Below are 20,703 nucleotides of genomic sequence, written 5' to 3' on the forward strand. Positions count from 1 at the left end.
CGGCTCAGCTCTTCCCGTTCTCGGATGGGGCGGTACTGGCGGCCATGCAGTCGGAAACCAGACCGTTGAAGGCACGGGACAGCGCAAGGAGCGCTTCCCTGTCGATCGTATAGTTGGACCGCTGGGCCTGCGGCCGCATGCGCACCAACCCGGCGTCCAGAAGCACCTTCAGATGTTGCGAGACGGTGGATTGGGCAAGCGGCAGGCGCCCCGCGACATCCTTGCAGCAACAGGCATCAGCCGCGGCGAGCTGGCGCAGGATCTCGATGCGGGCCGGATGGGAAAGCGCAGCGAGCCCCCGCGCCAGCGCCTCCGGCGCGCAGCAGCCGGTCGCCATGGAGAGGAGATCTTCGTCATGCTCTTTCATCGTATATCGGCGATATACGATGATGGCTTTCCGCGCAAGGCTTGTCCGGGAGAAAGGGTTCGATCGGCTCTATTCGCCGATGACCGATGCACGGTTCTGTTGGAGAATATCCCGCAGGCGATCCCTACCGAATTCCCGCGTGCCCTCCGGCAACGGCAGGATCACTCCGCCGCCTTCTGAGCCGCGGTCTCCGGCTTGACAGCTTGCTCGCCTATGGCGCCGAGATCGGCTTTCTCGCCTTCATTCGTCTCGTCAGGCAAGCTGAAGATCTGGCCTGGCCAGATTCGGTCGGGATCGTTGATCTGGTTCTGGTTGGCGAGATAGATCGTGGTGTAGCGGACACCGCGCCCATAGACCCGGCGCGAGATCTCCCAGAGCGTGTCGCCACGCCGGATGATGACTGCGCCGTCCACGGGTTCGAGCGCCGGGGAAACCCCTGCTTCGCCAGCCGCTCCCTGCAGGGCATCCAGGCTGGCGGAGGCCACCTCTGCGGATGTGCGTGGCGTCGCTTGCATCATGGCGGAACCGCCGCCTGCCTGCCCCGCGCCGGTGGAGCCCCCGGCTGTGGATCCATCGCCGGCCGGACTTCCGTTCGCTGCCGCAGCAGGCCTGCCGTCACTGCCTCCGGCAGATGCCCGGCCGTCGGCCCGGGGCCAACCATCGCCCTGCCGGCGTGCGGGAGCCACGGCGGCGATCTTCTCGCCCTGATGCCGCTCGAAGGGTACCGCGGCGCGGGCGATCACCGTGGCTCCGTCCTCGGCCAGCACATCCGCGCGAATGATGTAGTCGCCCACCGGCAGTTCGCGCTCGGCCTCGATCAGGAACCGGCCCTCGGGCGAGGCGATGGTCTGGCCGAGCAGGATGTCGTTCGCATAGACCCGCACCAGCCGGCCCGGCGCAGCCCTGCCCGCCGCGAAGACGTCCCGTCCGTCGATCTCGACGGCCTCGATGAACGGGGCCACATCCTGAGATGTGTCGCCGGCCGAGCTTTCCGTGGCCGGGGCGGCAGCGTCCGAGGCGGCCTGGCCCGCACCACCGGCGGCATCTCCGTCCCGGCCCGGCTCCGCATTCGGCTTGGCCTCGGCGATCTCGGCAGGCGCGCCTTCGTCGCCGGTTGCCTGCCCGCCCGTCGGTTCGGCGGCTCCCGCAGGCCCGCTGCGGGCGCCATCGCCGCCCTTCCCTGCCTCGGCCATCGTCTGTCCGCCCGACATCCCCGGCGGCTGCTGCCCGGCCTCTGGCGCCGTGATGAGACGGCTCGGTTCGCCGGGCTGCTGCACCAGCGCCACCACCTGCCCGCTTTCCGCGGTGGGAATGGAAACGACCGCCGTCTCCAGCGATGTGGCCGCGACATTGTCCTTCGAGGTGGAGCGCAGGACGATATTGTGCTCGCCGGGCTTCAACGGATCGTCGAGAACGGCGGCGAAATCGCCGCCAAGCCCGGTCGTGGTTCTGGCGAGAACCGACGAGCCGCTGACGATCTCGACTTCGGAACCGGCCTCGGCCCTGCCGGCGATGACGAGAGAACCGTCCGGCTCTGCGCGCAGGAGATCGAAGGCGGGCACAACCACCTTCTCTTGGCCGGAGGCAATGTCGGCCCCTGCCATCGCCGTGGTCGCGCCGCCTTCCGCCGCATCCCCGGCGGTCGCGCCGGATCGGACTTCTGTCGGCTGTGCGGGAGCATCGGCCACAGCCGAAGCTTTCTCGGTCTGCGGGTGGAAAACGCCGCTCCAATAAACCGCGGCGCCGACGATCAGGACTCCGGCGATGAGAAGCAGCGCTCTGAGCGGAGTTGTAACCATACTTCGAACTCTATGTCGTTAGGGAGCGGTCTATCGCCTTTTGCGCCGCAGGACAAGGCGAAGGCCTTGGAAAACAGGGCTTTCACACCGGTTTTGCGGTTGCCGCAGCGGCAACATGTCTCCCGGAGGAGAAGGCGCCGGCGGACGATTGCCGCTTGACCCGAGTCGCCAAGACCATCACCAATGGGCGGTCATGAACACGATCACTTCCGTCTGCGTCTATTGCGGCTCCTCCACGGGGCGCGGCAACACCTATCTCACCGCCGGCCGCAGGCTCGGCAATGCCTTGGCAGAGGCGGGGTTGCGCCTCGTCTACGGCGCCGGCACGAAGGGCATCATGGGTGCCGTGGCCGCCGGCTGCATCGAAGGGGGCGGCCAGGTCACCGGCATCATCCCGCGCTTCCTCATGAACAAGGAGGCCACGGAAACCGCGCTTTCCCGGCTGGACGACCTCATCGTCACGGAAGACATGCATCAGCGCAAGCACCTGATGTTCAATCGGTCCGATGCCTTCGTCGCGCTGCCCGGCGGTATCGGGACGGTGGAGGAGATCGTCGAGATCATGACCTGGGCGCAGCTCGGCCGGCACGAAAAACCCATCGTCTTCGCCAATATCGGCGGCTTCTGGCAGCCGTTCCTCTCGCTCATCGATCACATGAAGGCCGAGGGCTTCATCCATTCCGGCCATCGCGTGAAGCCACTGGTGATCGGCGAAATCGATGAGATCGTCCCGGCTCTGGTCAGTGCCGGCTCCCCCTCCGAGGGGGATCCCGCCATCATCGAGCGGCTCTGACCCGCAGTGCCCTCAGCATCGGCCAGGTGTAGAGCGCCAGCGCCATCCAGATGAGCGCGAAAGCGACGGCGCGCTCGCTGCTGAACGGCTCCTTGAAGATGAACACGGCGATCAGGAAGACCATGCTCGGCGCAATGTACTGCATGATGCCGATCGTGGCGTAGCGCAGCAGCTTCGCCCCGAAGGCATAGAGCAGGAGCGGCACGGCCGAAGCGGGACCGCAGGCGACGAGCAGGGCGAGGTTGCCAGGCTGGTCGAGCCGGAAATGCCCCTGCCCGGTCCATTGCAGCCAGAAAATATAGGCGAGCGCGGGTATGCTCATGATCAGCACTTCCAGGAAGAAGCCCTGGCTGGGGCCGATCGGCAGCGTTTTCCTGAAAAAGCCGTAGATGGCGAACGAGAACGCGAGCACCAGCGAGATCCAGGGCACCCCGCCGCCCTCGACCGTCAGCACGAGCACCGCGAAGGCAGCGAGCGCGACCGCGGCGATCTGGAGGCGGCTGAGCTTCTCGCGAAGCAGCACCGCGGCCATGGCGATCGAGACCAGCGGATTGATGTAGTAGCCGAGCGCGGTGTCGAGCGCTCGATCGGTCGCTATCGCCCAGGCATAGATGCCCCAGTTCAGCGTGATGATCGCCGCCGTCGCCGCCGCCATCATCAGCGTGCGCGGCGAGCCCATCGCCCGTTTCAGCTCGGCCGTGCGGCGAAGGAGGAGAAGGACGACGCCCGCCACCGGCACCGACCAGAGGACGCGATGGGCCACCACCTCCGTGGCCGGGATGTGGGCGACCGCCTTCAGGAAGAAGGGAAGCAGCCCCCAAAGGAAATAGGCCGATAACGCGAAGAGAAAGCCGCGCTGCGATTCGCCTTCGCTCGCGGGCGGAGCAACAACCGTGTCGATCATGGTCATTCGGCCGCGAGGCCCGTCCTTTCCCGGTTCTTCACCAGCTTGTAGACGACGGAATCCATCAGAGCCTGGAAGGAGGCGTCGATGATGTTGTCGGAAACGCCGACGGTCCACCAGCGGTCGCCGGTCGCATCCTGCGATTCGATGAGCACGCGCGTGACAGCCTCCGTGCCGCCGTTGAGCACGCGCACCTTATAGTCCGCCAGCGTCATGTCCGCTATCTCGTCCTGATACCTGCCGAGATCCTTGCGAAGCGCGATGTCGAGCGCGTTGACGGGGCCATGGCCCTCCGCCACGGACATGCGCGTCTCGCCGTCGACGGTCACGCGAACCACGGCCTCCGAGACGGTTTTCAGGTTGCCGCGGGCATCGAAGCGGCGCTCGACCATGCAGCGGAAACCGTCGACCTTGAAGAATTCCGGCACCTTGCCGAGCGTTCGCCGCGCAAGCAGCTCGAAGCTCGCATCCGCTCCCTCATAGGCATAGCCCTGGGCTTCGCGCTCCTTGACGAGCGCGATCAGCGTGTCGAGCCGACGGTCGGCCTTGTCCACCTGGACGCCGCGCCGCGCGAGCTCGGCGATGAAGTTCGACCGGCCGCCCTGGTCGGAGACCATCACGCGGCGCTCGTTCCCGACCCGCTCCGGCGCCACGTGCTCGTAGGTCTGCGGGTCTTTCAGGATCGCCGAGGCGTGGATGCCCGCCTTCGTGGCGAATGCCGAGGCGCCGACATAGGGCGCCTGGGAGTTGGGCGCCCGGTTCAGCAGCTCGTCGAAGGCGTGCGAGATCCGCGATATACCCTTGAGCCCCTCCCCGGTGATTCCGACCTCGAAACGGTCTGCATAGGCGGGCTTCAGCATCAGGGTCGGGATGATGGTGACGAGGTTCGCGTTGCCGCAGCGCTCGCCGATGCCGTTCAGCGTGCCCTGGATCTGGCGTACGCCGGCATCGGCGGCGGCGAGCGAGTTCGCCACCGCCTGGCCGGTGTCGTCATGGGCGTGGATGCCGAGATGCGTGCCTGGAATGCCAGCCGCGATCACCGCGGAGACGATCTCGCGCACCTCGCCCGGCTGCGTGCCGCCATTGGTGTCGCACAGCACCACCCAGCGGCAGCCCGCCTCGTAGGCCGTCTTCGCGCAGGCGAGCGCATAGTCCGGGTTGGCCTTGTAGCCGTCGAAGAAGTGCTCGCAATCGATCATCGCCTCCTTGCCCGCGGCGCGGGCGGCCGTGACGGAGGCGACGATCGATTCCAGGTTCTCCTCGTTCGTGCAGCCGAGCGCCACGCGCACGTGATAGTCCCAGCTCTTGGCGACGAAGCACACGGCGTCGCTCTCGGCCTGCGTGAGTGCCGCAAGCCCAGGATCGTTGGCGGCCGAGACACCTGCCCGCTTGGTCATGCCGAAGGCCACGAATGCCGCGCGCCGCGTGCGTTTCCTGGAGAAGAACTCCGTGTCGGTCGGGTTGGCGCCCGGATAACCCCCTTCGACATAATCGACGCCCAACTCGTCCAGCAGTGCGGTGATGGCGATCTTGTCCTCGGTGGAAAAGTCGATGCCCGGCGTCTGCTGCCCGTCACGCAGCGTGGTGTCGAAGAGATAGATGCGTTCCTTGGTCATGCGAATACCTTGAGGCGTGACGGGGAATAGAGGCGCAAAGCACTCATTTCGTCTTGAGCAGCGGCCACTGGTCCGTGTCGTGGTCGGGATGCTGGTAGGAGACGAGATCGGTCAGGTAATCGGCAGTGGAAATATCGTCCATCGTGTCCTTGCCCGGCAGGGTGTGGAGCGTGTCGACATAGGGCAGCTTCGCTTCGATGCCCCACTGGAGCGTGGGTGCCACTTCCTCCGGGTGATCGAAGGCACCGATTGCGAGTGCCGTGCCGTCACTGCTGTTTTCGGGCGCCTCGAAGGTGAGCGGCGTGCCGCATTCGGCACAGAAGCCGCGCTTCACCTGATTCGAAGACTGGAATCGCTTCGGCTCGCCCCGCGTCCATTGCAGGACCGCGCCGCGAACGGAGACCAGCGGCGCGTAGAAATTGCCGAAGGCCTTCTGGCACATGCGGCAATGGCAGATGGAGGCACCGCCCAGCGCGCCCTCGATGCGGAACCGCACCGCGCCGCACTGGCAGCCGCCGGTATAGATCGGCTTGTTGTCGAGGCTCATCCTTCTCTCCTTTCACTCAGGCGCGTGGCAGACCGCTTCGATATTGTTGCCGTCCGGGTCGAGAACGAAGGCGCCGTAGTAGTCCGGGTGGTAATGGGGGCGCAGCCCCGGCGCGCCGTTGTCCTTACCACCCGCCGCGATCGCCGCATGAAAGAGGCATCCAGCTCGCCGCGGGTGCGCGCCGTAAAGGCGACGTGCTTCGCCTCACCGGAGCTCTTCTCCTCGTGCAGCCAATAGACCGGCCGGTCGCGGCCGTAGCCGCCGATCTTCACGCCGCCAGTATATTCCGTGGGCACCATCATCATTAGTCTTGCATCCAGCGGCGCCAACGCCTGGTCATAAAAGGATTTTGCGCGGTCGAAATCCGCGACCTTGATGCCGATGTGGTCGATCACCTCTTCACCTCCCATTTCGTCCTGCGTTCACCGGTTTCGGGATCCTTATAATCCATGAGCTGGATGCCCTGGCTCGATAGCTCCTCCCGGATGCGGTCCGCTTCGGCGAAGTTCTTCTGGCGCAGGAAGGCGAGGCGCGCATCGATCTGCGCCTCGACTGCGGCTTCGTCGACCGCAGCACCTGCCGCCTTGCCGGAGAACCACGCGCCGGCCGATTTCTCCAAGAGCCCGAGCAGTCCGGCATTCGCCTTCAGATCGGCTTTCGCAGCATCGCTGCCCCTGGCCGCCTGCGCGCGCAGATCGTGCAGAGCGGCGATCGCGGCGGTCGTGCCGAGATCGTCGAGCAGCGCTTTGCGCACCGCGGCATCGTCGCCGGACGGCGCCGTGTCTTCGACCGCGCGGTACCAGCCGTCGAGCACGGCCTCCGCCTCCTCGAGCTTCCTCAGCGAGAAGTCGAGCGGCTCGCGGTAGTGAGTCATGAGGATCGCAAGGCGCAGAACCTCGCCCGGCCACTTCCGGCCGCCGAAATTCTCCGTCGCGAGAAGGTCGTGGATGGTGACGAAATTCCCCTCGGACTTCGCCATCTTCTTCCCCTCCACCTGCACGAAGCCGTTATGCATCCAGTAATTGGCCATCACCGGCGTGCCGTGGGCGCAGCGCGACTGGGCGATCTCGTTCTCGTGGTGCGGGAAGATCAGGTCGAGCCCGCCGCCATGGATGTCGAAGACCTCGCCCAGATAGGCGGCCGACATGGCCGAGCACTCGATGTGCCAGCCGGGGCGGCCGCGAATCCTGAGAGGGCTGCCGTCCACGGTGAAGGTCGCCTCCCAGCCGGGCTCCTCGGCGGAGGATTCCTTCCACAACACGAAATCGCCGGGATTCCGCTTGTGCGGGTCCACCGCCACGCGCGCGCCCGCCTGCTGGTCCTCCAGCCGGCGCTTGGAGAGGCCGCCATAGTCCGGCATCGAGGCCGTGTCGAACAGGATTTCGCCTTTGGCCGCATAGGCATGGCCGCGATCGATGAGGCGTTGAATCAACGTCACCATGTCGGTCTTGCCGTCCTCGCGCGGCAGCACGAACTCGGTGGCGCGCGGCTCGACGCTGGGCGGCAGATTGCCCAATGCCTGGACATCCTCGCGAAACTGCTCGGCCGTCCGCTCCGTCACCCGGCGGATCGCCTCGTTGAGGGTAAGCCTGCCCGCCGAGATTTCCGCCCCGAAGTCGCGCAGCGCGCGGGCGTTGATCTTGTCGTCAACGTCCGTGATGTTGCGCACATAGATCACGTGGTCCTCGCCATAGAGTCGGCGGAGGAGCCGGAACATCACGTCGAAGACGATCACCGGCCGCGCATTGCCGATATGGGCGAAGTCGTAGACGGTGGGTCCGCAGACATACATGCGCACATTTCCGGCATCGAGGGGAACGAATGCCTCCTCGCGCCGCGTCAGCGTGTTGTAGAGCTTCAGTCCCTTGAACCCGTCAGACATATGCCCGATCCCGTGGTTTAGAACCCATAAGGATGCTCCGGCCGGCTGGCCTGGGCGTTTTTCGTATCGGGAAGGAGAAGGCGAAAACGACCGGACCAGCGGAGAGCGCTAGCCGATAATGCAAATGCCGATGATGGCGAACAGCGTTTTCATGGCCGTCCTTATCACCTTCGCCGGGGCTTCCGTCAAGCGCGATGATCTGTGTTTCCCGCGCAACACCTTGGGAACGAAGTGTTAAGGGCACTGTAGGAGTCTGACATACGGGCTGGCCGACGGCCCGTGGAACATGATTTCGTCGGAATCAGTTACCAAACCAAGGTAACAGTGAACAAACCAGGCAGTATCATGGCCTCACAGACCGCCATAAAGGACCGAGTGCAGCCCGAGGAGAAAGAGGCAGCAGACAAGGCCGAGCTCATCAAGGAATACCGTCAGGTGGGCCCCGCCGCGATCAATGCCGCGCTCCTGTGCAAGCCGAAGGCCAAGAAGCAAGAGCCGAAACGCTCATACGAGCCGCGCGACGAGGAGTGATCCGAGCGCGGCCATCACCAGGCCGATAAGCGTGTCGAGAACGCGCCAGGCTTGGGGTCGTGCAAAGATCGGCTGCAGAAGCCGTGCGCCGTAGCCCAAGCCGAAGAACCAGAGAAACGACGCGCTGACCGCACCAGCGGCATAACTCGCCCGCGCCGCGCCCACATAGGCGCCGGAGAGCGAGCCGACCAGCAGCACCGTGTCCAGATAGACATGCGGGTTCAGGAAGGTGAAGGCGAGGCAGGCGCCGATCGCCGCCTTAAGGGTCACCTGTCCGCTCCCTGCCGCCTTCAGGGCATCGGGATGGAAAGCGCGGCGGAAAGCGAAGAACGCGTAGGCGAACAGGAAGACGGCCCCGCCGAGCGTGACGGCCGTGATCAGGACGGGCGAGCGGGCGACGAGCGTGCCGAGGCCCGCCACGCCCGCGGTGATCAGGACCGCGTCCGACAGGGCACAGATCAGGCAGAGGATGAAGACGTGCTGCCGGAGCAGCCCCTGTCTGAGGATGAACGCATTCTGCGCGCCGATCGCAACGATCAGCGACCCGCCGAGAAGAAGACCTGCAAGAAAGGCGGTATAAAGAGCAGAATCCATGCGGGGGCGTTTGCCCTACTCCGACGCGGCAGGCAATGGGCAGAGGCGCCATCCCCATGGGCCAGTCAGTCCCCTAGAACAGGCTGAGTTGGGCCGTACTGGCCTTCGGCGCCTCTTCCGCCATTGCGTCCACCTCCACCCTCTCCTGCAGGTCCGGGCCCAGATTGGCCACGCTGTTGACCTTGTCGGAGACAGGGATCGCCTCGAAGAAGCCCGGCTCCACCGGCGACAGGAGGTCGGCCATGTCGCGCGGTTCGTATCTCACGCAGTCGAGCCAGCGGGAGAAATGCTCGGGGCGGATCACCACGGGCATGCGCGGGTGGATGGATGACAGGTCGCTGTTTGCCTCGGTCGTCAGGATCGCGCCGGTGTCGATCTCGCTGCCGCCGGGTTCGGTCCAGGTTTCCATGAGACCTGCGAATGCGACGAGCCCGCCTTTTCTCGGGCGCACCCAGAAGGGCTGCGCGCGCTTCCTGCCGTCTCGCCGCCATTCGTAGAAGCCGGAAGCCGGCACCAGCGTGCGGCGGTGGCGCATGGCCGCCCGGAAGGTGGCCTTCTCCGCCGCACTCTCGGCGCGCGCATTGATGAGAAGGGGGAAGTCCTTCGGGTCCTTCGCCCAGCCGGGCACGAAACCCCAGCGCACGAGCGCGGCACGCCGGTCCGGCAGATTCGAGCCTTGCGCACGCGGCGCGCCGCCGATCGCCATCAGGATGGGTTGGGTGGGCGCGATGTTGAAGCGGGGCGGAAAATCGTCGAGCCCGGCAAGGCCGAGGAACGTCTCCACGCCCTGCGGCTTCTCCGTCAGTGCAAACCGACCGCACATTTCTTCACCTCTGCCGGACCTCGCGCGGCATTCTTGCCACAGATATGCTTAGAGTAGAATCCGGGATCAGGGATGTAACGATGAACGGAAGCGATATCCACGCCGTTTCGGTGGCTGCGCTGTCGGGCGGCCGCTTCCTGCTCGTGCGGCGAGGGCGGGCGCCTTCCAAGGGGCTCTTTGCCTTCCCGGGCGGGCGGGTGGAGCCGGAGGAGGACGGGGAAGCCGCGGCACGGCGCGAACTCCACGAGGAAACCGGGCTTTGCGCCGGCGAGATCGCCCTCTTCCGCGAGATCGTCATCGATGGCGAGGGCGGCAGGCGCTACCGGCTCGAAGTCTTCCGGGCGTCGGAGGTGGAGGGCACGATGGAGGCGGGCGACGATGCCGATCATGCCGGCTGGTACACGCTCGAGGAGATGCGCGGCCTGCCGGTCACGCCGAGCACGCTTGCAGTCGCGGAAGCCATGCTGGCCGCCTGCGAGCCCTTATGATTCCATATGGCCTTCCAGCACATTCAGAAAGAAACGCCTTTCATGAAAGCCCTTTGCAAGCTCCTCACCGCCGGCGCGACGGCGATGATCCTGTCTCTCTCCCCGGCCGCCGCCCAGGCGCCTTATGATCCACAGCTCATGCGGCTTGCCGAAGTGTTGGGCTCCGTCCATTTCCTGCGCGGCCTCTGCGGCGAGAAGGAGGGTGTCTGGCGGGCGCAGATGGAAGCACTGCTCGACGCCGAGGCGCCGTCGGAAGAGCGCAGGGCGAAGCTCGTCGCGAGCTTCAACCGCGGCTACCGTTCCTTCGCCGGCGTGTATACGAGTTGCACCGATTCCGCCCTGCAGGCGATCGACCGCTATATGAAGGAAGGCGAAACACTCACGAACGAGATCACGCTGCGCTACGGAAATTGAGCGCAGGCGGCGGCAGATCCTTAAAATTTTACGCTTCCTTTACCACGCAGACCGGTGTCTCCGTCCCGCCGCATTTTTCATGCTACCCGTTGCAAAAGGGACAAAGATTGGGATCCGGTGCCGGACGCGACGGCACGCCGGGGAACGGGTGGTGTTTCCATGCATATGACTCTTGCCGATATCGAAGCGATGATCGAAGAAGAAAAGCGCACGACCTGCGCGGAATGCCATGGCGCGGCCTGGGCCGAGGGGCTGCTGGCGGGCATCGAACCGGAGATCATCGCCGAGGCGGCACTCACGACCGCGCTCACCGAACTGGGCAAGGACGGCGAGGAGGAGCGGCTCATGACGCTGCTGGAGACCATGCGTCAGCGCGTGCTCGCGGGAGATTTCCTGCCACATCGAAGCCGGCATTGAGATCGCCGTCCTCTTTGGCTATGCGTGGGGCAGGATCTTAGGGCCGCTCCGGCGGCGAACCGACATAAGGTTGCGCGAATGCCCGCCCTCCCTTCACCGGCAAGGTTTTCAGGATCGGCTGCCGCGGCCATGCTCGCGCTCGCCGCCCTCGCGGCGCTTGCCGTGGAGGCCCGGGCGCTGAGCGGCACGTTGCCCGGCTACGATGCCGGCCGGCAGGCGGGCACGGAAGAGGAAAGCAGGCCCGGCGGCATCGTCCCGGTCCCTTCCCTTTCCTCGCCGGCGGAGGAAAGGGAGCCCTTGGGCGATGCCACGCGCCCCGACGTCACGGCCAGCGAAACCCCGGAGGTGATCTACGACGAGAGCCGCCTGCCCGAGCCCGTGCAGCGCATGCGGCGGCTGATCATAGAGGCGTGCAAGAGCGGAGACATCGAGCGGCTCAGACCGCTGATCGGAGCCGGCGACAGCAGAACCCAGCTTCTCCTCGGCGAACTCGACGGCGATCCCGTCGACTTCCTGCGCCAGATCTCGGGTGACGAGGAGGGCCATGAGATCATGGCGATCCTGCTGGAGGTCATGCAATCGGGGTTCGTGCATCTCAATCCCGGCGCGGAGAACGAGTACTATGTCTGGCCCTATTTCTTCGCCATCCCGATTGACGACCTGACGCCGCCGCAAAGAGTGGAACTCTTCACCCTGCTGACGGCGAGCGACTACGAGGAGATGAAGAACTTCGGCGCCTACATCTTCTATCGCTCGGCCATCACGCCGGAGGGGCGCTGGCTCTTCTTCGTGGCAGGAGATTGAGGCGGCCGGCTTGCCGCAGAAGGCCGGGGGACTTACGTAGCGGGAAGCCTTCAGACCGGATTCAATGTCCATGCCGAGTGTAGAGCTTTCCGACCGCACCGTGCTCCTCGCCGCCGGCCCCGACGCCGAGAGCCTGCTGCAGAACGTCATCACCACCGACCTCGCCTCGCTTGCGGAAGGCGAGGCGAAACCCGGCGCGCTGCTCACGCCGCAAGGGAAGATCCTCTTCGATTTCGTGATCTCGCGGACCGGCGCCGGCGGCTTCCGCCTCGACTGCCGGCGCGACACAGCGGAGGACCTCGCCAAGCGCCTGACACTCTACAAGCTGCGGGCCAAGATGGAATTCTCCCTGCCGGATGAACAGGTTGTCTCGGTATCGTGGGAAAGTGATTCACCGGCCTCACAAAGCGCTTCAAGCTCGGTCCTCGACCGGCGCTTTCCCGAGGGACCGAACGTCGTGCGGCACTATGGCAGCGCCGCCGCGGGTGGCGCCGACCTGTCCTCCTGGCACCATCTGCGTGTCGAGCACGGCGTGGCGGAGAGCGGCAGCGATTATGCCCTGGGGGAAGCCTTCCCACACGAAGTCCTCTTCGACCAGAATGGCGGCGTCGGGCTGAAGAAGGGCTGCTATGTGGGACAGGAGGTGGTCTCCCGCATGCATCACCGCGGCACGGCGCGGCGGCGGCTGGTGATCGTGCGCGGAGAAGGCGCCCTGCCCGCCTCCGGCGCCGAAGTCACCGCTAACGGCCGCCCCATCGGCACGCTCGGCACGGTCGCCGGCGAGGACGGACTCGCGATCCTGCGCATCGACCGGGCGGCGGAGGCGATGGAGGCAGCCGCGCCCATCACCGCAGGCGAGGTGGCGCTTTCGCTGCGGGTCCCGGCCTATGCCGGTTTCTCCATCTCCGCTCCGGGCGGCCAGGCGGGCACGACCTGATGGCGGCCAAGGCCGGCGCCGCGCCGCGCGCGTGGCAGCGCATGCTCTCGGGCCGGCGGCTCGACCTGCTCGATCCCTCGCCCCTTGACGTCGAGATCGCCGATATCGCGCATGGCCTTGCCCGCGTCGCCCGCTGGAACGGCCAGACGAAGGGTGATCACGCCTTTTCCGTCGCCCAGCATTCGCTGCTCGTCGAGCAGATCTTCCGGACGATGCATACGGAAGCCTCCGCCGACTGGCTGCTCGCCGCCCTCCTCCACGACGCGCCCGAATATGTGATCGGCGACATGATCTCGCCTTTCAAGGCGACGCTCGGCGAGGACTACAAGTCCGTCGAGAAGCGGTTGCACCGCGCGATCCACCTGCGCTTCGGTCTGCCCGCCGACACGCCGGCGAAACTCAAGGCCGAGATCAAGCGGGCAGACTGCATCGCAGCCTATTTCGAGGCGACGGAGCTTGCCGGTTTCGCCCACGGCGAAGCCCTGCGCTTCTTCGGCCGCCCGCGGGGATTCACGGTGGAAACGCTGAACCTCGCGCCCCTCCCCGCCCGCCGCGCCCAGGCGGCCTATCTCGCCCGCTTCAAGCTGATCGAGAAGCTGCGCGGCAGGGCTTGAGCGATCTGGGAGGCCGCTACCGGCCCTGCCGCTCCAGCCGGTCGATGAACCACTGGGTAAGTCGCACCCAGACCTGATCCTTCTCGCCCGAATCCTCGCAGCCATGGTCCAGATTGGGGTTGTCGTTCACCTCGATCACGTGGATCCCGTCCGGCATCTCCTTGAGATCGACCCCGTAGAGCCCGCTGCCGATGCAGCGGGCGGCCTTGACCGCGACGTCGATCACCTCGCGCGGGGTCCCGGCGAGTGTGAAGCTGCGGAAGCCGCCCTCGTCCGGCTTGCCGCGCCGCTCGTGGTTGACGATCTGCCAGTGCTTCTTGGCCATGAGATACTGGACCGAAAAGAGCGGCTCGCCGCCCAGCACGCCGATCCGCCAGTCGAATTCGGTGGGCAGGAATTTCTGCGCGATCAGAAGGTCGGAATCCTCCAGCCATTTGGTGGCGAGTTCCTTCAGTTCCGCGAGATTGCCAGCCTTCTTCACGCCGCGGGAAAAGGCGCTGTCGGGGATCTTCAGCACGAGCGGGAAGCCAAGCGTTTGGGCCGCCGCCTCCAGGTCTCCAGGCCCGGTGATCATCACCGTCGGCGGCACGGGCACGCGGTTAAAAAGCATCAGCTCGTTCAGATAGACCTTGTTGGTGCAGCGGATCATCGACAGCGGATCGTCGATGACGGGCATCCCCTCCTGTTGCGCCCGGCGGGCGAAGCGGTAGGTGTGGTTGGAGATCGACGTCGTCTCGCGGATGAACAGCGCATCGTAGTTGGCGAGCTTCGGCAGGTCCTTCCTGGTGATGGGCTCCACCTCCACGCCCATCTTCTCGGCGATCCGCGACCAGTGCTTGAGCGAACCGATGCTGGAGGGCGGCAGCACTTCCTGCGGGTCCACCAGCGTGGCGAAGGTGAAGCGCGAGGGCGTGCGGGCCTTGGTGTCACGCCACTGGCGGTTCGTATAGGTGTCGAGGCTCGCCAGGAAGCGGGCCTTCTCGTCAGCCTTCATGCGCGCGAGCGGCAGAAAGCCGATTTTCCTGATCGTCGCCCATTCGCCATCCTCGAGCACCACCTCCAGCGCCGGCGCACGGAACCAGTCGAACAACAGGCGCGCGAAACGGTCCCAGGCCCTGGACGGACCGATGCCGAAAAACACGGCCACGGTCGCCGGGAAGCTTCCCCCCAGCTCCTTCCGACACCTGTTGAGTGCCTGCTCCAGCTCCGGCAGCGCATTCTCATAGAGCTTGCGGCCGGATAGATCGATCATCGTCTCCACCGACGGGATCACCTTGTGCCCGCGCGAGCTTGCGAGCAGCGAGGCGTAGTAGCCGCGGCTCTGATAGGCGTAGCTGTTGGACAGGTTGATGACCTTGGGGCGCTGTCCGCGAAAAAGCGCCGGGTGGGCGAGATAATCGCGGGTGGTGATGATCTTGTGCGGTGTGGCGACCTGGTCGAGGTCGCTCTGTCTGCCGGTGAGGATGACCCAGCTCATTGCTCCTTGGAGCCTCCCAGATGCTTTTCGAAGCGCAGCGCCGGGGCACCGTCCTCGTAGTAGTTTTCGCGGCGCCCGATCGGGCGGAAGCCCGAGCGCCGGTAGAGACCGATGGCGCGCGCATTGTCCTCGCGCACCTCCAGACGAAGGATAGGGCAGCCGCGCGCAAGGGCAGCCTCCTCCGCGGCGGCAAGCAGCCTGCGTCCGATGCCGGCAGAGGCATGCCCCACCGCCACCGCGATGGAATAAAGCCGGGCGGTCCTGCCGCCCTTGCGAAAAAGCAAAAGCGCGTAGCCGGCGATCGCGCCGTCGCGGTCGGCGACGAGAAGCGAGGCCGACCCGCTGCCGATATGGCTGAGGAAGGCGCGACGGGAAATGCGATCCGTATCGAAGACGCCGTTCTCGATGGAAACGAGCGTGTCGATGTCGGAAACGCGAGCCGGACGAATGTCGGCATGCATGGGTGGGCGGATCACCTCGAATCGGGGCCGCGGGACAATGACCGACCGGCCGCAAGGCTGCGAGTCATATCACCGCGCCCGGACACTTCCAGTGGAAAAGACGGTTGTCCGCTGCCGGTGATGTGAGCCACGCATTTTCTCCTCCGGCTAAAAGCCGTCGATCACGGCTGAATTGCGGCGACCACCCATCGGCGCCGCCGTTTTCACCCCGCAAATTGGCATGGCGCGCACGCGAGGTTAGTCTTTGTCTTTCAGCTTTGTTTACGCAGCCTGTTTTACCGTCGGGACAAGGAGGATACCTGCATGGATATCGAAGCAGCGGAAACCAATATCGTGTCGACTGCCGAGCTCATGTGGGCGCAAGTGCGCGAATTTGCGCTCGCCTATGCGATTTCGGCGGTGGGCGCGGTGATCCTGATCCTGGTCGGGTTCGTCGCCGCACGCATGCTGGAGCGGTGGACGCGGGCCGGGCTCGCACGCTTCCCCGGGGTGGACGAAACGCTCCGGCGCTTCTTTTCGAAGATCGTCCGCTATGCCGTGCTCATCCTTGTCGGCGTCACGGTGCTCGCGCAATTCGGCGTGCAGACGGCGAGCATCATCGCCGCGCTGGGCGCCGCCGGCCTTGCCATCGGCCTGGCCCTGCAAGGCACGCTGCAGAACATCGCCGCCGGCATCATGCTCCTGGTGCTCAAACCGTTCCGCGTCGGCGAATATATCGACGCGAGCGGGATCGCCGGCACGGTGGAGGAGATCGGGCTCTTCGCCACCGAACTCAAGGCGGCCGACGGCGTCTTTGTCATGGCGCCCAACAGCGAGCTGTGGAACAAGGCCGTCACCAACTATTCGCGTAATGCCGTCCGCCGAAACGACATCGCGATCGGCATCGGCTATGACGACGATATCGGCCTCGCCCAGAAGTTGATGATGAACCTGGCGACGGGCGACAACAGGGTGCTTGCCGCTCCCGCTGCGGAGACGTTCGTGGATGCGCTGGCCGACAGCTCCGTCGTCGTCACGCTGCGCTACTGGACGGCCACCAGCGACTTCTGGCAGACGCGTTTCGATCTCACCAAGGCCGCCAAGCAGGCTTTCGACGAGAACGGCATCTCCATTCCCTTCCCGCAACGGCAACTCCATTTCGTGCAGGCCGACGGTGCTCCGCCGTCCGCCAAGGCAGGCGGAAAGGCGGTGGCGGGTTGAGGTCTTTGCGCTTCACCAAATCGTCTCCTCCCTCGATTCAACCCGAAGCCTCCGGCTAAAATGTTGAAATCGCTTTCTTCCTGGCCAAGGGGAGAAAGCGATTTCCAGAGGCTCGGGCGGAAGACCCGGTCCCTCGGAATTTATGAGAGAGGGGCCTCTCCGGCTCCCACGCATCAAAATTATTGAATTCGCGCGGCCTCTCAATTCATTTGAATCAACGAGCACTTTGGCTAAGGCTATGCTCCTGCAATCGAAGGTTACCGCCATGGCCGACACCGTTTCCGCGCGCACCGCGTCCCCGTCCTTTCCCTGGCTGATCGTCATCTGCGGCTGCATCATTGCCGCCATGACGTTCGGCCCGCGCTCGGCCATGGGTCTGTTCCAGCTTCCAATGCTGGAGGACAAAGGCTGGGACCGCAGCACCTTCGCGCTTGCCATGGCCATCCAGAACCTCGTCTGGGGTGTGGGCCAGCCGGTCTTCGGCGCCATCGCAGATCGCTACGGGACCTGGCGCGTGCTGGCGCTGTCCGGTGTGCTTTATGCGCTCGGCCTCTTCCTCATGGCCACCGCCGACACCCCGGCGGTACTGCATATCGGCGGCGGTGTTCTCGTGGGCCTCGGTGTCGCCTCGGGCTCCTTCGGCGTCGTGCTTGCCGCCTTCGCGCGCAACGTCACGGCGGAGAATCGCAGTCTCGTCTTCGGCATCGGCACGGCGGCGGGTTCCGCCGGCATGTTCCTCTTCGCACCCATCAGCTTGGGGCTGATCGACGCGTTCGGCTGGTCAGACACGCTCGTCTATCTGAGCATCGCCATGCTCGCACTTCCGCTGCTGGCGATCCCGCTTGCAGGCAACTCCGCCAGCGGCAGCGTGCGCCAGGCTGAATTCGAGCAGAGCTTCGGCGCCGCGCTGCGCGAAGCCTTCGCCCATCGCAGCTTCGTCCTGCTCGTCTCGGGCTTCTTCGTCTGCGGTTTTCAGCTCGCCTTCATCACCACCCATTTCCCCGCTTATCTCGGCGATATCGGCATCGACGCTCGCTACGCCGTGATCGCGCTGGCGCTGATCGGCTTCTTCAACATCATCGGCGCGCTGAGTTCGGGCGTCATCGGCCAGCATTATTCGAAGCCCATTTTCCTCGCGCTCATCTATCTCGCGCGGTCCGTGGCCGTGACGGCCTTCATCCTGCTGCCTGCTACGCCCACGACCGTCGTCACCTTCTCGGTGGTCATGGGCCTCCTGTGGCTTTCCACGGTACCGCCCACCAATGCGCTGGTCGCCATCATGTTCGGCACGAAATATCTCGGCATGCTGGGCGGTCTCGTGTTTTTCTCCCATCAGGTCGGCTCGTTCCTGGGCGTGTGGCTGGGCGGCTATCTCTACGACCTGTCGGGCTCCTATATCGGTGTCTGGTGGCTGAGCGTGGCGCTCGGGCTCTTCGCCGCGATCGTCCACTGGCCGATCCAGGAGAAGCCGGTGGACCGGCCGGCGCTCGCGGCAGCGGAGTGATCCTTGTTCCGGCAGTTCATCCGGCCGACACACGGGTTTGCTCCATAGCCGCCGCCTGTCCACGACGAGCGCCCGCTGACGGCCGAGAACGCTTTGAATCGAGGAGTCCGTCGCAGCGGCGCCTCAATGGCTCACGCTGCGTTCTCTCCATCCGCCAGCCCGCGCATCAGTGCGGTGAGGAACCCCGCCCGCGCCTCGGGCTCGGCGAGCCCGCGCGGCTCATAGACATGGCGGGTGAAGAAGAATCCGGTGAGCGCGAAGGCCTGCGCGAGCGACGGCCCATCGCAGTGGGCCTCGCCTCCCGTCCTGAGAAAGGACGGCAGGGGAAGCAGCTTGTCGGCCCAGGGCGTCCCCGCCTCCCGCGTCACCGCCCTTCCCGTCTTCGGCGAGACATAGGCGAGGCCCTCCCGGCTGCCCGTCAGTGCGCATTGGGAGAGATCGAGCCCGAAGCCCAGTTCATCGAGCACGGCGAGTTCGAAGCGGGCCACCAGCATGCCGGCGGCCGGCGGCTCGTCCAGATGCGACATGATCACGCCCAGCGCCCCGTAGAGGCCCGGATGCGGATCGCGCTCGGGAAGCAGGCGCAGATGCGCGCCGAGCGTCTGAATGCCGTAAATCGCGACGGCGGAGTTCAACAGCCGCGCCGCATTCAGCTCCAGCGGCTCCACCTGGAACATCCCCAGATGTTCGTCGAGCCGCGCGCGCCAGGTCAGCTCCAGGCGGTTTCCGGGTTGCAGCACGGGTTGCATGCGCTTTGACCGTCCGCCGCGCACGAGGCCCAGATGCCGGCCATGGGCGGCCGTCATCACCTCCAGGATGACGCTGGTCTCGCCATGCCTGCGGGTGCCGAGCACGATGCCGTCGTCATGCCATTCCATGGTCGCTTGTCGCGCCGCTATCCGGGGAATTCAAGCCCCATCTCGCGGTAGCGCTCGGGATCGTCGCCCCAGTTCTCGCGCACCTTGACGAACAGGAAGAGGTGCACCTTCTGCTCCAGCATCTGCGCGAGCTCCTCGCGGGCGGCCTGGCCGATGTCGCGGATGGTCGCGCCCTTGTGGCCGAGCACGATCTTCTTCTGGCTCTCGCGCTCCACATAGATCACCTGCTCGATCTTCACCGAGCCGTCCTTTCTCTCCTCCCATCTCTCCGTCTCCACATGAACGGCATAGGGAAGCTCCTGATGCAGGCGCAGATAGATCTTCTCGCGCGTGATCTCGGCGGCGAGCTGGCGCATGGGCAGGTCGGAGAGCTGGTCTTCCGGATAGTACCACGGCCCCTCCGGCAGCGCGGCGGCCAGATAGTCGAGCAGGTCGTCGCAGCCGTCGCCCGTGAGCGCCGAGACCATGAAGGTGCGTTCGAACGCGACCCGTCCGTTCGCCTCGGCGGCGAGCACCAGAAGCTTCTCGCGCTGGATGCGGTCGACCTTGTTGAGGATCAGGATCTTCGGCTGCCGCACCTCGCCGAGACTATCGAGGATCGCCTCCGCATCGCCCCTGATGCCGCGTTCGGCATCGACCAGGAGGGCCACCATGTCGGCGTCCCTGGCGCCGCCCCAGGCGGTGGTCACCATGGCGCGGTCCAGCCTGCGGCGCGGCTTGAAGATGCCGGGCGTGTCGATGAAGACGATTTGCGTCCTGCCATGAGTGGCGATGCCGCGAATCAGCGCCCGCGTCGTCTGCACCTTGTGCGTGACGATGGAGACCTTGGCGCCGACGAGCCGGTTGAGCAGGGTCGATTTGCCCGCATTGGTCGCGCCGATCAGCGCGACGAAGCCGGATCGGGTGCCCGTCGGGGTTTCAGCGGCTCCGGTCATGTCAGGCTTTCCATCGGCGTCCATACGGCCTCGCGAATCAGAACTTCCGTTGCCGCGGCCTGTTCCGCCTCACGCTTGGAACGGCCGCGTCCGCGCCCTTCCTTGAAGCCGGCAATGCGCACGACGGCGGTGAAGACGGGATCGTGATCAGGCCCTTCGCGGCTCTCGATCGCGTAGTCCGGCGTGGCACCGGAGACCTGGTGCGCCCATTCCTGCAAGGCGGTCTTGGCGTCTGCGCGGGCCGCCCCTTCCGCGTTGGAGCGTTCCGTCCAGTGGGTGTGGATGAAGCGGCGCGCGCCTTCGAGCCCATCCTGGAGATAGATCACGGCAAGCATCGACTCCAGCACGTCGGCGCGCAGGTTGACCTGCTTGCGCGCGGCGAGCGCCTTCAGGTCGCTTCCGGTCCGGATGAGCGTGTCGATCCCCAGTTCCTCGGTGATCTCGGCCAGGGTCTCGGCATTCACGAGCGCGTTGAGGCGCAGCGACAGCTCGCCTTCCGGCGCTTCGGGATAGGTCTCGTAGAGCATCTCCGCGACCACCAGCCCGAGCACCCGGTCGCCGAGGAATTCGAGCCGCTGGTAGTCTCCCGCCTTGGCGCGCGCGCTCGAATGGGTGAGCGCGCGTTCGAGCAGGCCGATGTCGCGGATGGAAATCCCGATGCGCTCCGTCACGGCATCGGCGAGTTCGCGGCCCTTTGGTCGCCGGCGCGTCATCGCTC

Annotated in this window: 24 protein-coding genes; 10 read left to right on the top strand and 14 right to left on the bottom strand. The window is 65.7% G+C overall.

Annotation, left to right across the window (positions count from 1 at the left end; genetic code table 11):
* Window positions 1–4: 4 nt before the first annotated feature.
* Together PVE73_RS16225 and PVE73_RS16230 are read right to left on the bottom strand one after the other, a co-directional pair.
* Complete coding sequence (locus PVE73_RS16225) at window positions 5–367, bottom strand: metalloregulator ArsR/SmtB family transcription factor (protein ID WP_277363237.1); 363 nt, start codon at window positions 365–367, stop codon at window positions 5–7.
* Between the two features lie 161 nt (window positions 368–528).
* Complete coding sequence (locus PVE73_RS16230; RefSeq protein WP_277363238.1) at window positions 529–2,166, bottom strand: LysM peptidoglycan-binding domain-containing protein; 1,638 nt, start codon at window positions 2,164–2,166, stop codon at window positions 529–531.
* Between the two features lie 193 nt (window positions 2,167–2,359).
* Between PVE73_RS16230 and PVE73_RS16235 the strand changes: the two genes are divergently transcribed.
* The gene (locus PVE73_RS16235) at window positions 2,360–2,959 is read left to right on the top strand and encodes a TIGR00730 family Rossman fold protein (protein ID WP_277363239.1); all 600 of its coding nucleotides are present in this window, start codon (window positions 2,360–2,362) and stop codon (window positions 2,957–2,959) included.
* Here the strand turns inward: PVE73_RS16235 and rarD are convergent.
* Genes rarD through cysS form a run of 5 tightly spaced genes read right to left on the bottom strand, consistent with a single transcriptional unit; the run spans window position 2,943 to window position 7,908 of the window.
* Entirely contained in the window at window positions 2,943–3,863 is a 921-nt protein-coding gene (gene rarD / locus PVE73_RS16240) for an EamA family transporter RarD (RefSeq protein ID WP_277367480.1), read from the bottom strand. The genes PVE73_RS16235 and rarD overlap by 17 nt on opposite strands.
* Before the next feature lie 2 nt (window positions 3,864–3,865).
* Window positions 3,866–5,479, bottom strand: a complete 1,614-nt coding sequence (gene cimA / locus PVE73_RS16245) for a citramalate synthase (RefSeq protein WP_277363240.1) — start codon at window positions 5,477–5,479, stop codon at window positions 3,866–3,868.
* 43 nt (window positions 5,480–5,522) lie between these two features.
* Window positions 5,523–6,026 (bottom strand): GFA family protein, encoded by a 504-nt coding sequence (locus PVE73_RS16250; protein WP_277363241.1) that lies wholly within the window; start codon window positions 6,024–6,026, stop codon window positions 5,523–5,525.
* Window positions 6,023–6,421: a VOC family protein gene (locus tag PVE73_RS16255; protein WP_346772371.1), complete on the bottom strand. Its 399-nt coding sequence runs from the start codon at window positions 6,419–6,421 to the stop codon at window positions 6,023–6,025. Before PVE73_RS16255 ends, PVE73_RS16250 begins: the two co-directional genes overlap by 4 nt.
* Complete coding sequence (cysS, locus tag PVE73_RS16260) at window positions 6,418–7,908, bottom strand: cysteine--tRNA ligase (protein WP_277363242.1); 1,491 nt, start codon at window positions 7,906–7,908, stop codon at window positions 6,418–6,420. Before cysS ends, PVE73_RS16255 begins: the two co-directional genes overlap by 4 nt.
* A gap of 345 nt (window positions 7,909–8,253) precedes the next feature.
* Here cysS and PVE73_RS16265 point away from each other — a divergent pair, with 345 nt between their 5' ends.
* Complete coding sequence (locus PVE73_RS16265) at window positions 8,254–8,439, top strand: transcriptional regulator (protein ID WP_277363243.1); 186 nt, start codon at window positions 8,254–8,256, stop codon at window positions 8,437–8,439.
* Here PVE73_RS16265 and PVE73_RS16270 read toward each other — a convergent pair.
* Both PVE73_RS16270 and PVE73_RS16275 read right to left on the bottom strand, forming a co-directional pair.
* On the bottom strand, window positions 8,413–9,033 hold the full coding sequence (locus tag PVE73_RS16270; protein WP_277363244.1) for a LysE family transporter: 621 nt from the start codon (window positions 9,031–9,033) through the stop codon (window positions 8,413–8,415). The two genes, PVE73_RS16265 and PVE73_RS16270, sit on opposite strands and share 27 nt — an antisense overlap.
* Before the next feature lie 73 nt (window positions 9,034–9,106).
* Window positions 9,107–9,856: an SOS response-associated peptidase gene (locus PVE73_RS16275; protein WP_277363245.1), complete on the bottom strand. Its 750-nt coding sequence runs from the start codon at window positions 9,854–9,856 to the stop codon at window positions 9,107–9,109.
* An 80-nt stretch (window positions 9,857–9,936) separates the two neighbouring features.
* Between PVE73_RS16275 and PVE73_RS16280 the strand changes: the two genes are divergently transcribed.
* The 6 genes from PVE73_RS16280 (at window position 9,937) to PVE73_RS16305 (ending at window position 13,530) form a co-directional block, all read left to right on the top strand.
* The gene (locus PVE73_RS16280) at window positions 9,937–10,344 is read left to right on the top strand and encodes an NUDIX domain-containing protein (RefSeq protein WP_277363246.1); all 408 of its coding nucleotides are present in this window, start codon (window positions 9,937–9,939) and stop codon (window positions 10,342–10,344) included.
* Between the two features lie 42 nt (window positions 10,345–10,386).
* Window positions 10,387–10,758 carry a TIGR02301 family protein gene (locus PVE73_RS16285; protein ID WP_277363247.1) on the top strand — a complete coding sequence of 124 codons (372 nt, stop codon included), beginning with the start codon at window positions 10,387–10,389 and terminating at the stop codon, window positions 10,756–10,758.
* 159 nt (window positions 10,759–10,917) lie between these two features.
* Complete coding sequence (locus tag PVE73_RS16290) at window positions 10,918–11,175, top strand: hypothetical protein (protein WP_277363248.1); 258 nt, start codon at window positions 10,918–10,920, stop codon at window positions 11,173–11,175.
* 129 nt (window positions 11,176–11,304) lie between these two features.
* Window positions 11,305–11,979: a cytoplasmic protein gene (locus tag PVE73_RS16295; RefSeq protein ID WP_277363249.1), complete on the top strand. Its 675-nt coding sequence runs from the start codon at window positions 11,305–11,307 to the stop codon at window positions 11,977–11,979.
* A 70-nt stretch (window positions 11,980–12,049) separates the two neighbouring features.
* On the top strand, window positions 12,050–12,916 hold the full coding sequence (locus PVE73_RS16300; RefSeq protein WP_277363250.1) for a folate-binding protein YgfZ: 867 nt from the start codon (window positions 12,050–12,052) through the stop codon (window positions 12,914–12,916).
* Entirely contained in the window at window positions 12,916–13,530 is a 615-nt protein-coding gene (locus PVE73_RS16305; protein WP_277363251.1) for an HD family hydrolase, read from the top strand. The genes PVE73_RS16300 and PVE73_RS16305 overlap by 1 nt, the downstream gene beginning before the upstream one ends.
* A gap of 16 nt (window positions 13,531–13,546) precedes the next feature.
* Here PVE73_RS16305 and PVE73_RS16310 read toward each other — a convergent pair whose 3' ends face one another.
* Both PVE73_RS16310 and PVE73_RS16315 read right to left on the bottom strand, forming a co-directional pair.
* Window positions 13,547–15,007: a RimK family protein gene (locus PVE73_RS16310; RefSeq protein WP_277363252.1), complete on the bottom strand. Its 1,461-nt coding sequence runs from the start codon at window positions 15,005–15,007 to the stop codon at window positions 13,547–13,549.
* Window positions 15,004–15,468, bottom strand: coding sequence for a GNAT family N-acetyltransferase (locus tag PVE73_RS16315; protein WP_277363253.1), 465 nt, complete (start codon window positions 15,466–15,468; stop codon window positions 15,004–15,006). Before PVE73_RS16315 ends, PVE73_RS16310 begins: the two co-directional genes overlap by 4 nt.
* 303 nt (window positions 15,469–15,771) lie before the next feature.
* Here PVE73_RS16315 and PVE73_RS16320 point away from each other — a divergent pair, with 303 nt between their 5' ends.
* Together PVE73_RS16320 and PVE73_RS16325 are read left to right on the top strand one after the other, a co-directional pair.
* A complete protein-coding gene (locus PVE73_RS16320) occupies window positions 15,772–16,668 on the top strand; it encodes a mechanosensitive ion channel domain-containing protein (RefSeq protein WP_277363254.1) in 897 nt (298 codons plus the stop codon).
* Window positions 16,669–16,933: 265 nt separating this feature from the next.
* Window positions 16,934–18,172: an MFS transporter gene (locus PVE73_RS16325; protein ID WP_277363255.1), complete on the top strand. Its 1,239-nt coding sequence runs from the start codon at window positions 16,934–16,936 to the stop codon at window positions 18,170–18,172.
* A 131-nt stretch (window positions 18,173–18,303) separates the two neighbouring features.
* Here PVE73_RS16325 and recO read toward each other — a convergent pair whose 3' ends face one another.
* From recO to rnc, 3 genes are read right to left on the bottom strand one after another with little or no spacing between them, the layout of a single operon-like run.
* The gene (gene recO / locus PVE73_RS16330) at window positions 18,304–19,050 is read right to left on the bottom strand and encodes a DNA repair protein RecO (RefSeq protein ID WP_277363256.1); all 747 of its coding nucleotides are present in this window, start codon (window positions 19,048–19,050) and stop codon (window positions 18,304–18,306) included.
* Between the two features lie 17 nt (window positions 19,051–19,067).
* Window positions 19,068–19,985 carry a GTPase Era gene (era, locus tag PVE73_RS16335; protein ID WP_277363257.1) on the bottom strand — a complete coding sequence of 306 codons (918 nt, stop codon included), beginning with the start codon at window positions 19,983–19,985 and terminating at the stop codon, window positions 19,068–19,070.
* Window positions 19,982–20,698: a ribonuclease III gene (gene rnc / locus PVE73_RS16340; protein WP_277363258.1), complete on the bottom strand. Its 717-nt coding sequence runs from the start codon at window positions 20,696–20,698 to the stop codon at window positions 19,982–19,984. The genes era and rnc overlap by 4 nt, the downstream gene beginning before the upstream one ends.
* Window positions 20,699–20,703: the final 5 nt, after the last annotated feature.

Source organism: Chelativorans sp. AA-79, from assembly GCF_029457495.1.
Classification (GTDB): Bacteria; Pseudomonadota; Alphaproteobacteria; order Rhizobiales; family Rhizobiaceae; genus Chelativorans.

Coding starts and splice junctions, on each gene's coding strand:
- rarD (WP_277367480.1), bottom strand. CDS start 3,863: ATGATCGACACGGTTGTTGCTCCGCCCGCGAGCGAAGGCGAATCGCAG.
- PVE73_RS16235 (WP_277363239.1), top strand. CDS start 2,360: ATGAACACGATCACTTCCGTCTGCGTCTATTGCGGCTCCTCCACGGGG.
- cysS (WP_277363242.1), bottom strand. CDS start 7,908: ATGTCTGACGGGTTCAAGGGACTGAAGCTCTACAACACGCTGACGCGG.
- PVE73_RS16265 (WP_277363243.1), top strand. CDS start 8,254: ATGGCCTCACAGACCGCCATAAAGGACCGAGTGCAGCCCGAGGAGAAA.
- recO (WP_277363256.1), bottom strand. CDS start 19,050: ATGGAATGGCATGACGACGGCATCGTGCTCGGCACCCGCAGGCATGGC.
- PVE73_RS16225 (WP_277363237.1), bottom strand. CDS start 367: ATGAAAGAGCATGACGAAGATCTCCTCTCCATGGCGACCGGCTGCTGC.
- PVE73_RS16290 (WP_277363248.1), top strand. CDS start 10,918: ATGCATATGACTCTTGCCGATATCGAAGCGATGATCGAAGAAGAAAAG.
- PVE73_RS16280 (WP_277363246.1), top strand. CDS start 9,937: ATGAACGGAAGCGATATCCACGCCGTTTCGGTGGCTGCGCTGTCGGGC.
- PVE73_RS16325 (WP_277363255.1), top strand. CDS start 16,934: ATGGCCGACACCGTTTCCGCGCGCACCGCGTCCCCGTCCTTTCCCTGG.
- PVE73_RS16305 (WP_277363251.1), top strand. CDS start 12,916: ATGGCGGCCAAGGCCGGCGCCGCGCCGCGCGCGTGGCAGCGCATGCTC.
- PVE73_RS16320 (WP_277363254.1), top strand. CDS start 15,772: ATGGATATCGAAGCAGCGGAAACCAATATCGTGTCGACTGCCGAGCTC.
- cimA (WP_277363240.1), bottom strand. CDS start 5,479: ATGACCAAGGAACGCATCTATCTCTTCGACACCACGCTGCGTGACGGG.
- era (WP_277363257.1), bottom strand. CDS start 19,985: ATGACCGGAGCCGCTGAAACCCCGACGGGCACCCGATCCGGCTTCGTC.
- PVE73_RS16295 (WP_277363249.1), top strand. CDS start 11,305: ATGCTCGCGCTCGCCGCCCTCGCGGCGCTTGCCGTGGAGGCCCGGGCG.
- PVE73_RS16315 (WP_277363253.1), bottom strand. CDS start 15,468: ATGCATGCCGACATTCGTCCGGCTCGCGTTTCCGACATCGACACGCTC.
- PVE73_RS16275 (WP_277363245.1), bottom strand. CDS start 9,856: ATGTGCGGTCGGTTTGCACTGACGGAGAAGCCGCAGGGCGTGGAGACG.
- PVE73_RS16270 (WP_277363244.1), bottom strand. CDS start 9,033: ATGGATTCTGCTCTTTATACCGCCTTTCTTGCAGGTCTTCTTCTCGGC.
- PVE73_RS16300 (WP_277363250.1), top strand. CDS start 12,050: ATGCCGAGTGTAGAGCTTTCCGACCGCACCGTGCTCCTCGCCGCCGGC.
- PVE73_RS16310 (WP_277363252.1), bottom strand. CDS start 15,007: ATGAGCTGGGTCATCCTCACCGGCAGACAGAGCGACCTCGACCAGGTC.
- PVE73_RS16230 (WP_277363238.1), bottom strand. CDS start 2,166: ATGGTTACAACTCCGCTCAGAGCGCTGCTTCTCATCGCCGGAGTCCTG.
- rnc (WP_277363258.1), bottom strand. CDS start 20,698: ATGACGCGCCGGCGACCAAAGGGCCGCGAACTCGCCGATGCCGTGACG.
- PVE73_RS16285 (WP_277363247.1), top strand. CDS start 10,387: ATGAAAGCCCTTTGCAAGCTCCTCACCGCCGGCGCGACGGCGATGATC.
- PVE73_RS16250 (WP_277363241.1), bottom strand. CDS start 6,026: ATGAGCCTCGACAACAAGCCGATCTATACCGGCGGCTGCCAGTGCGGC.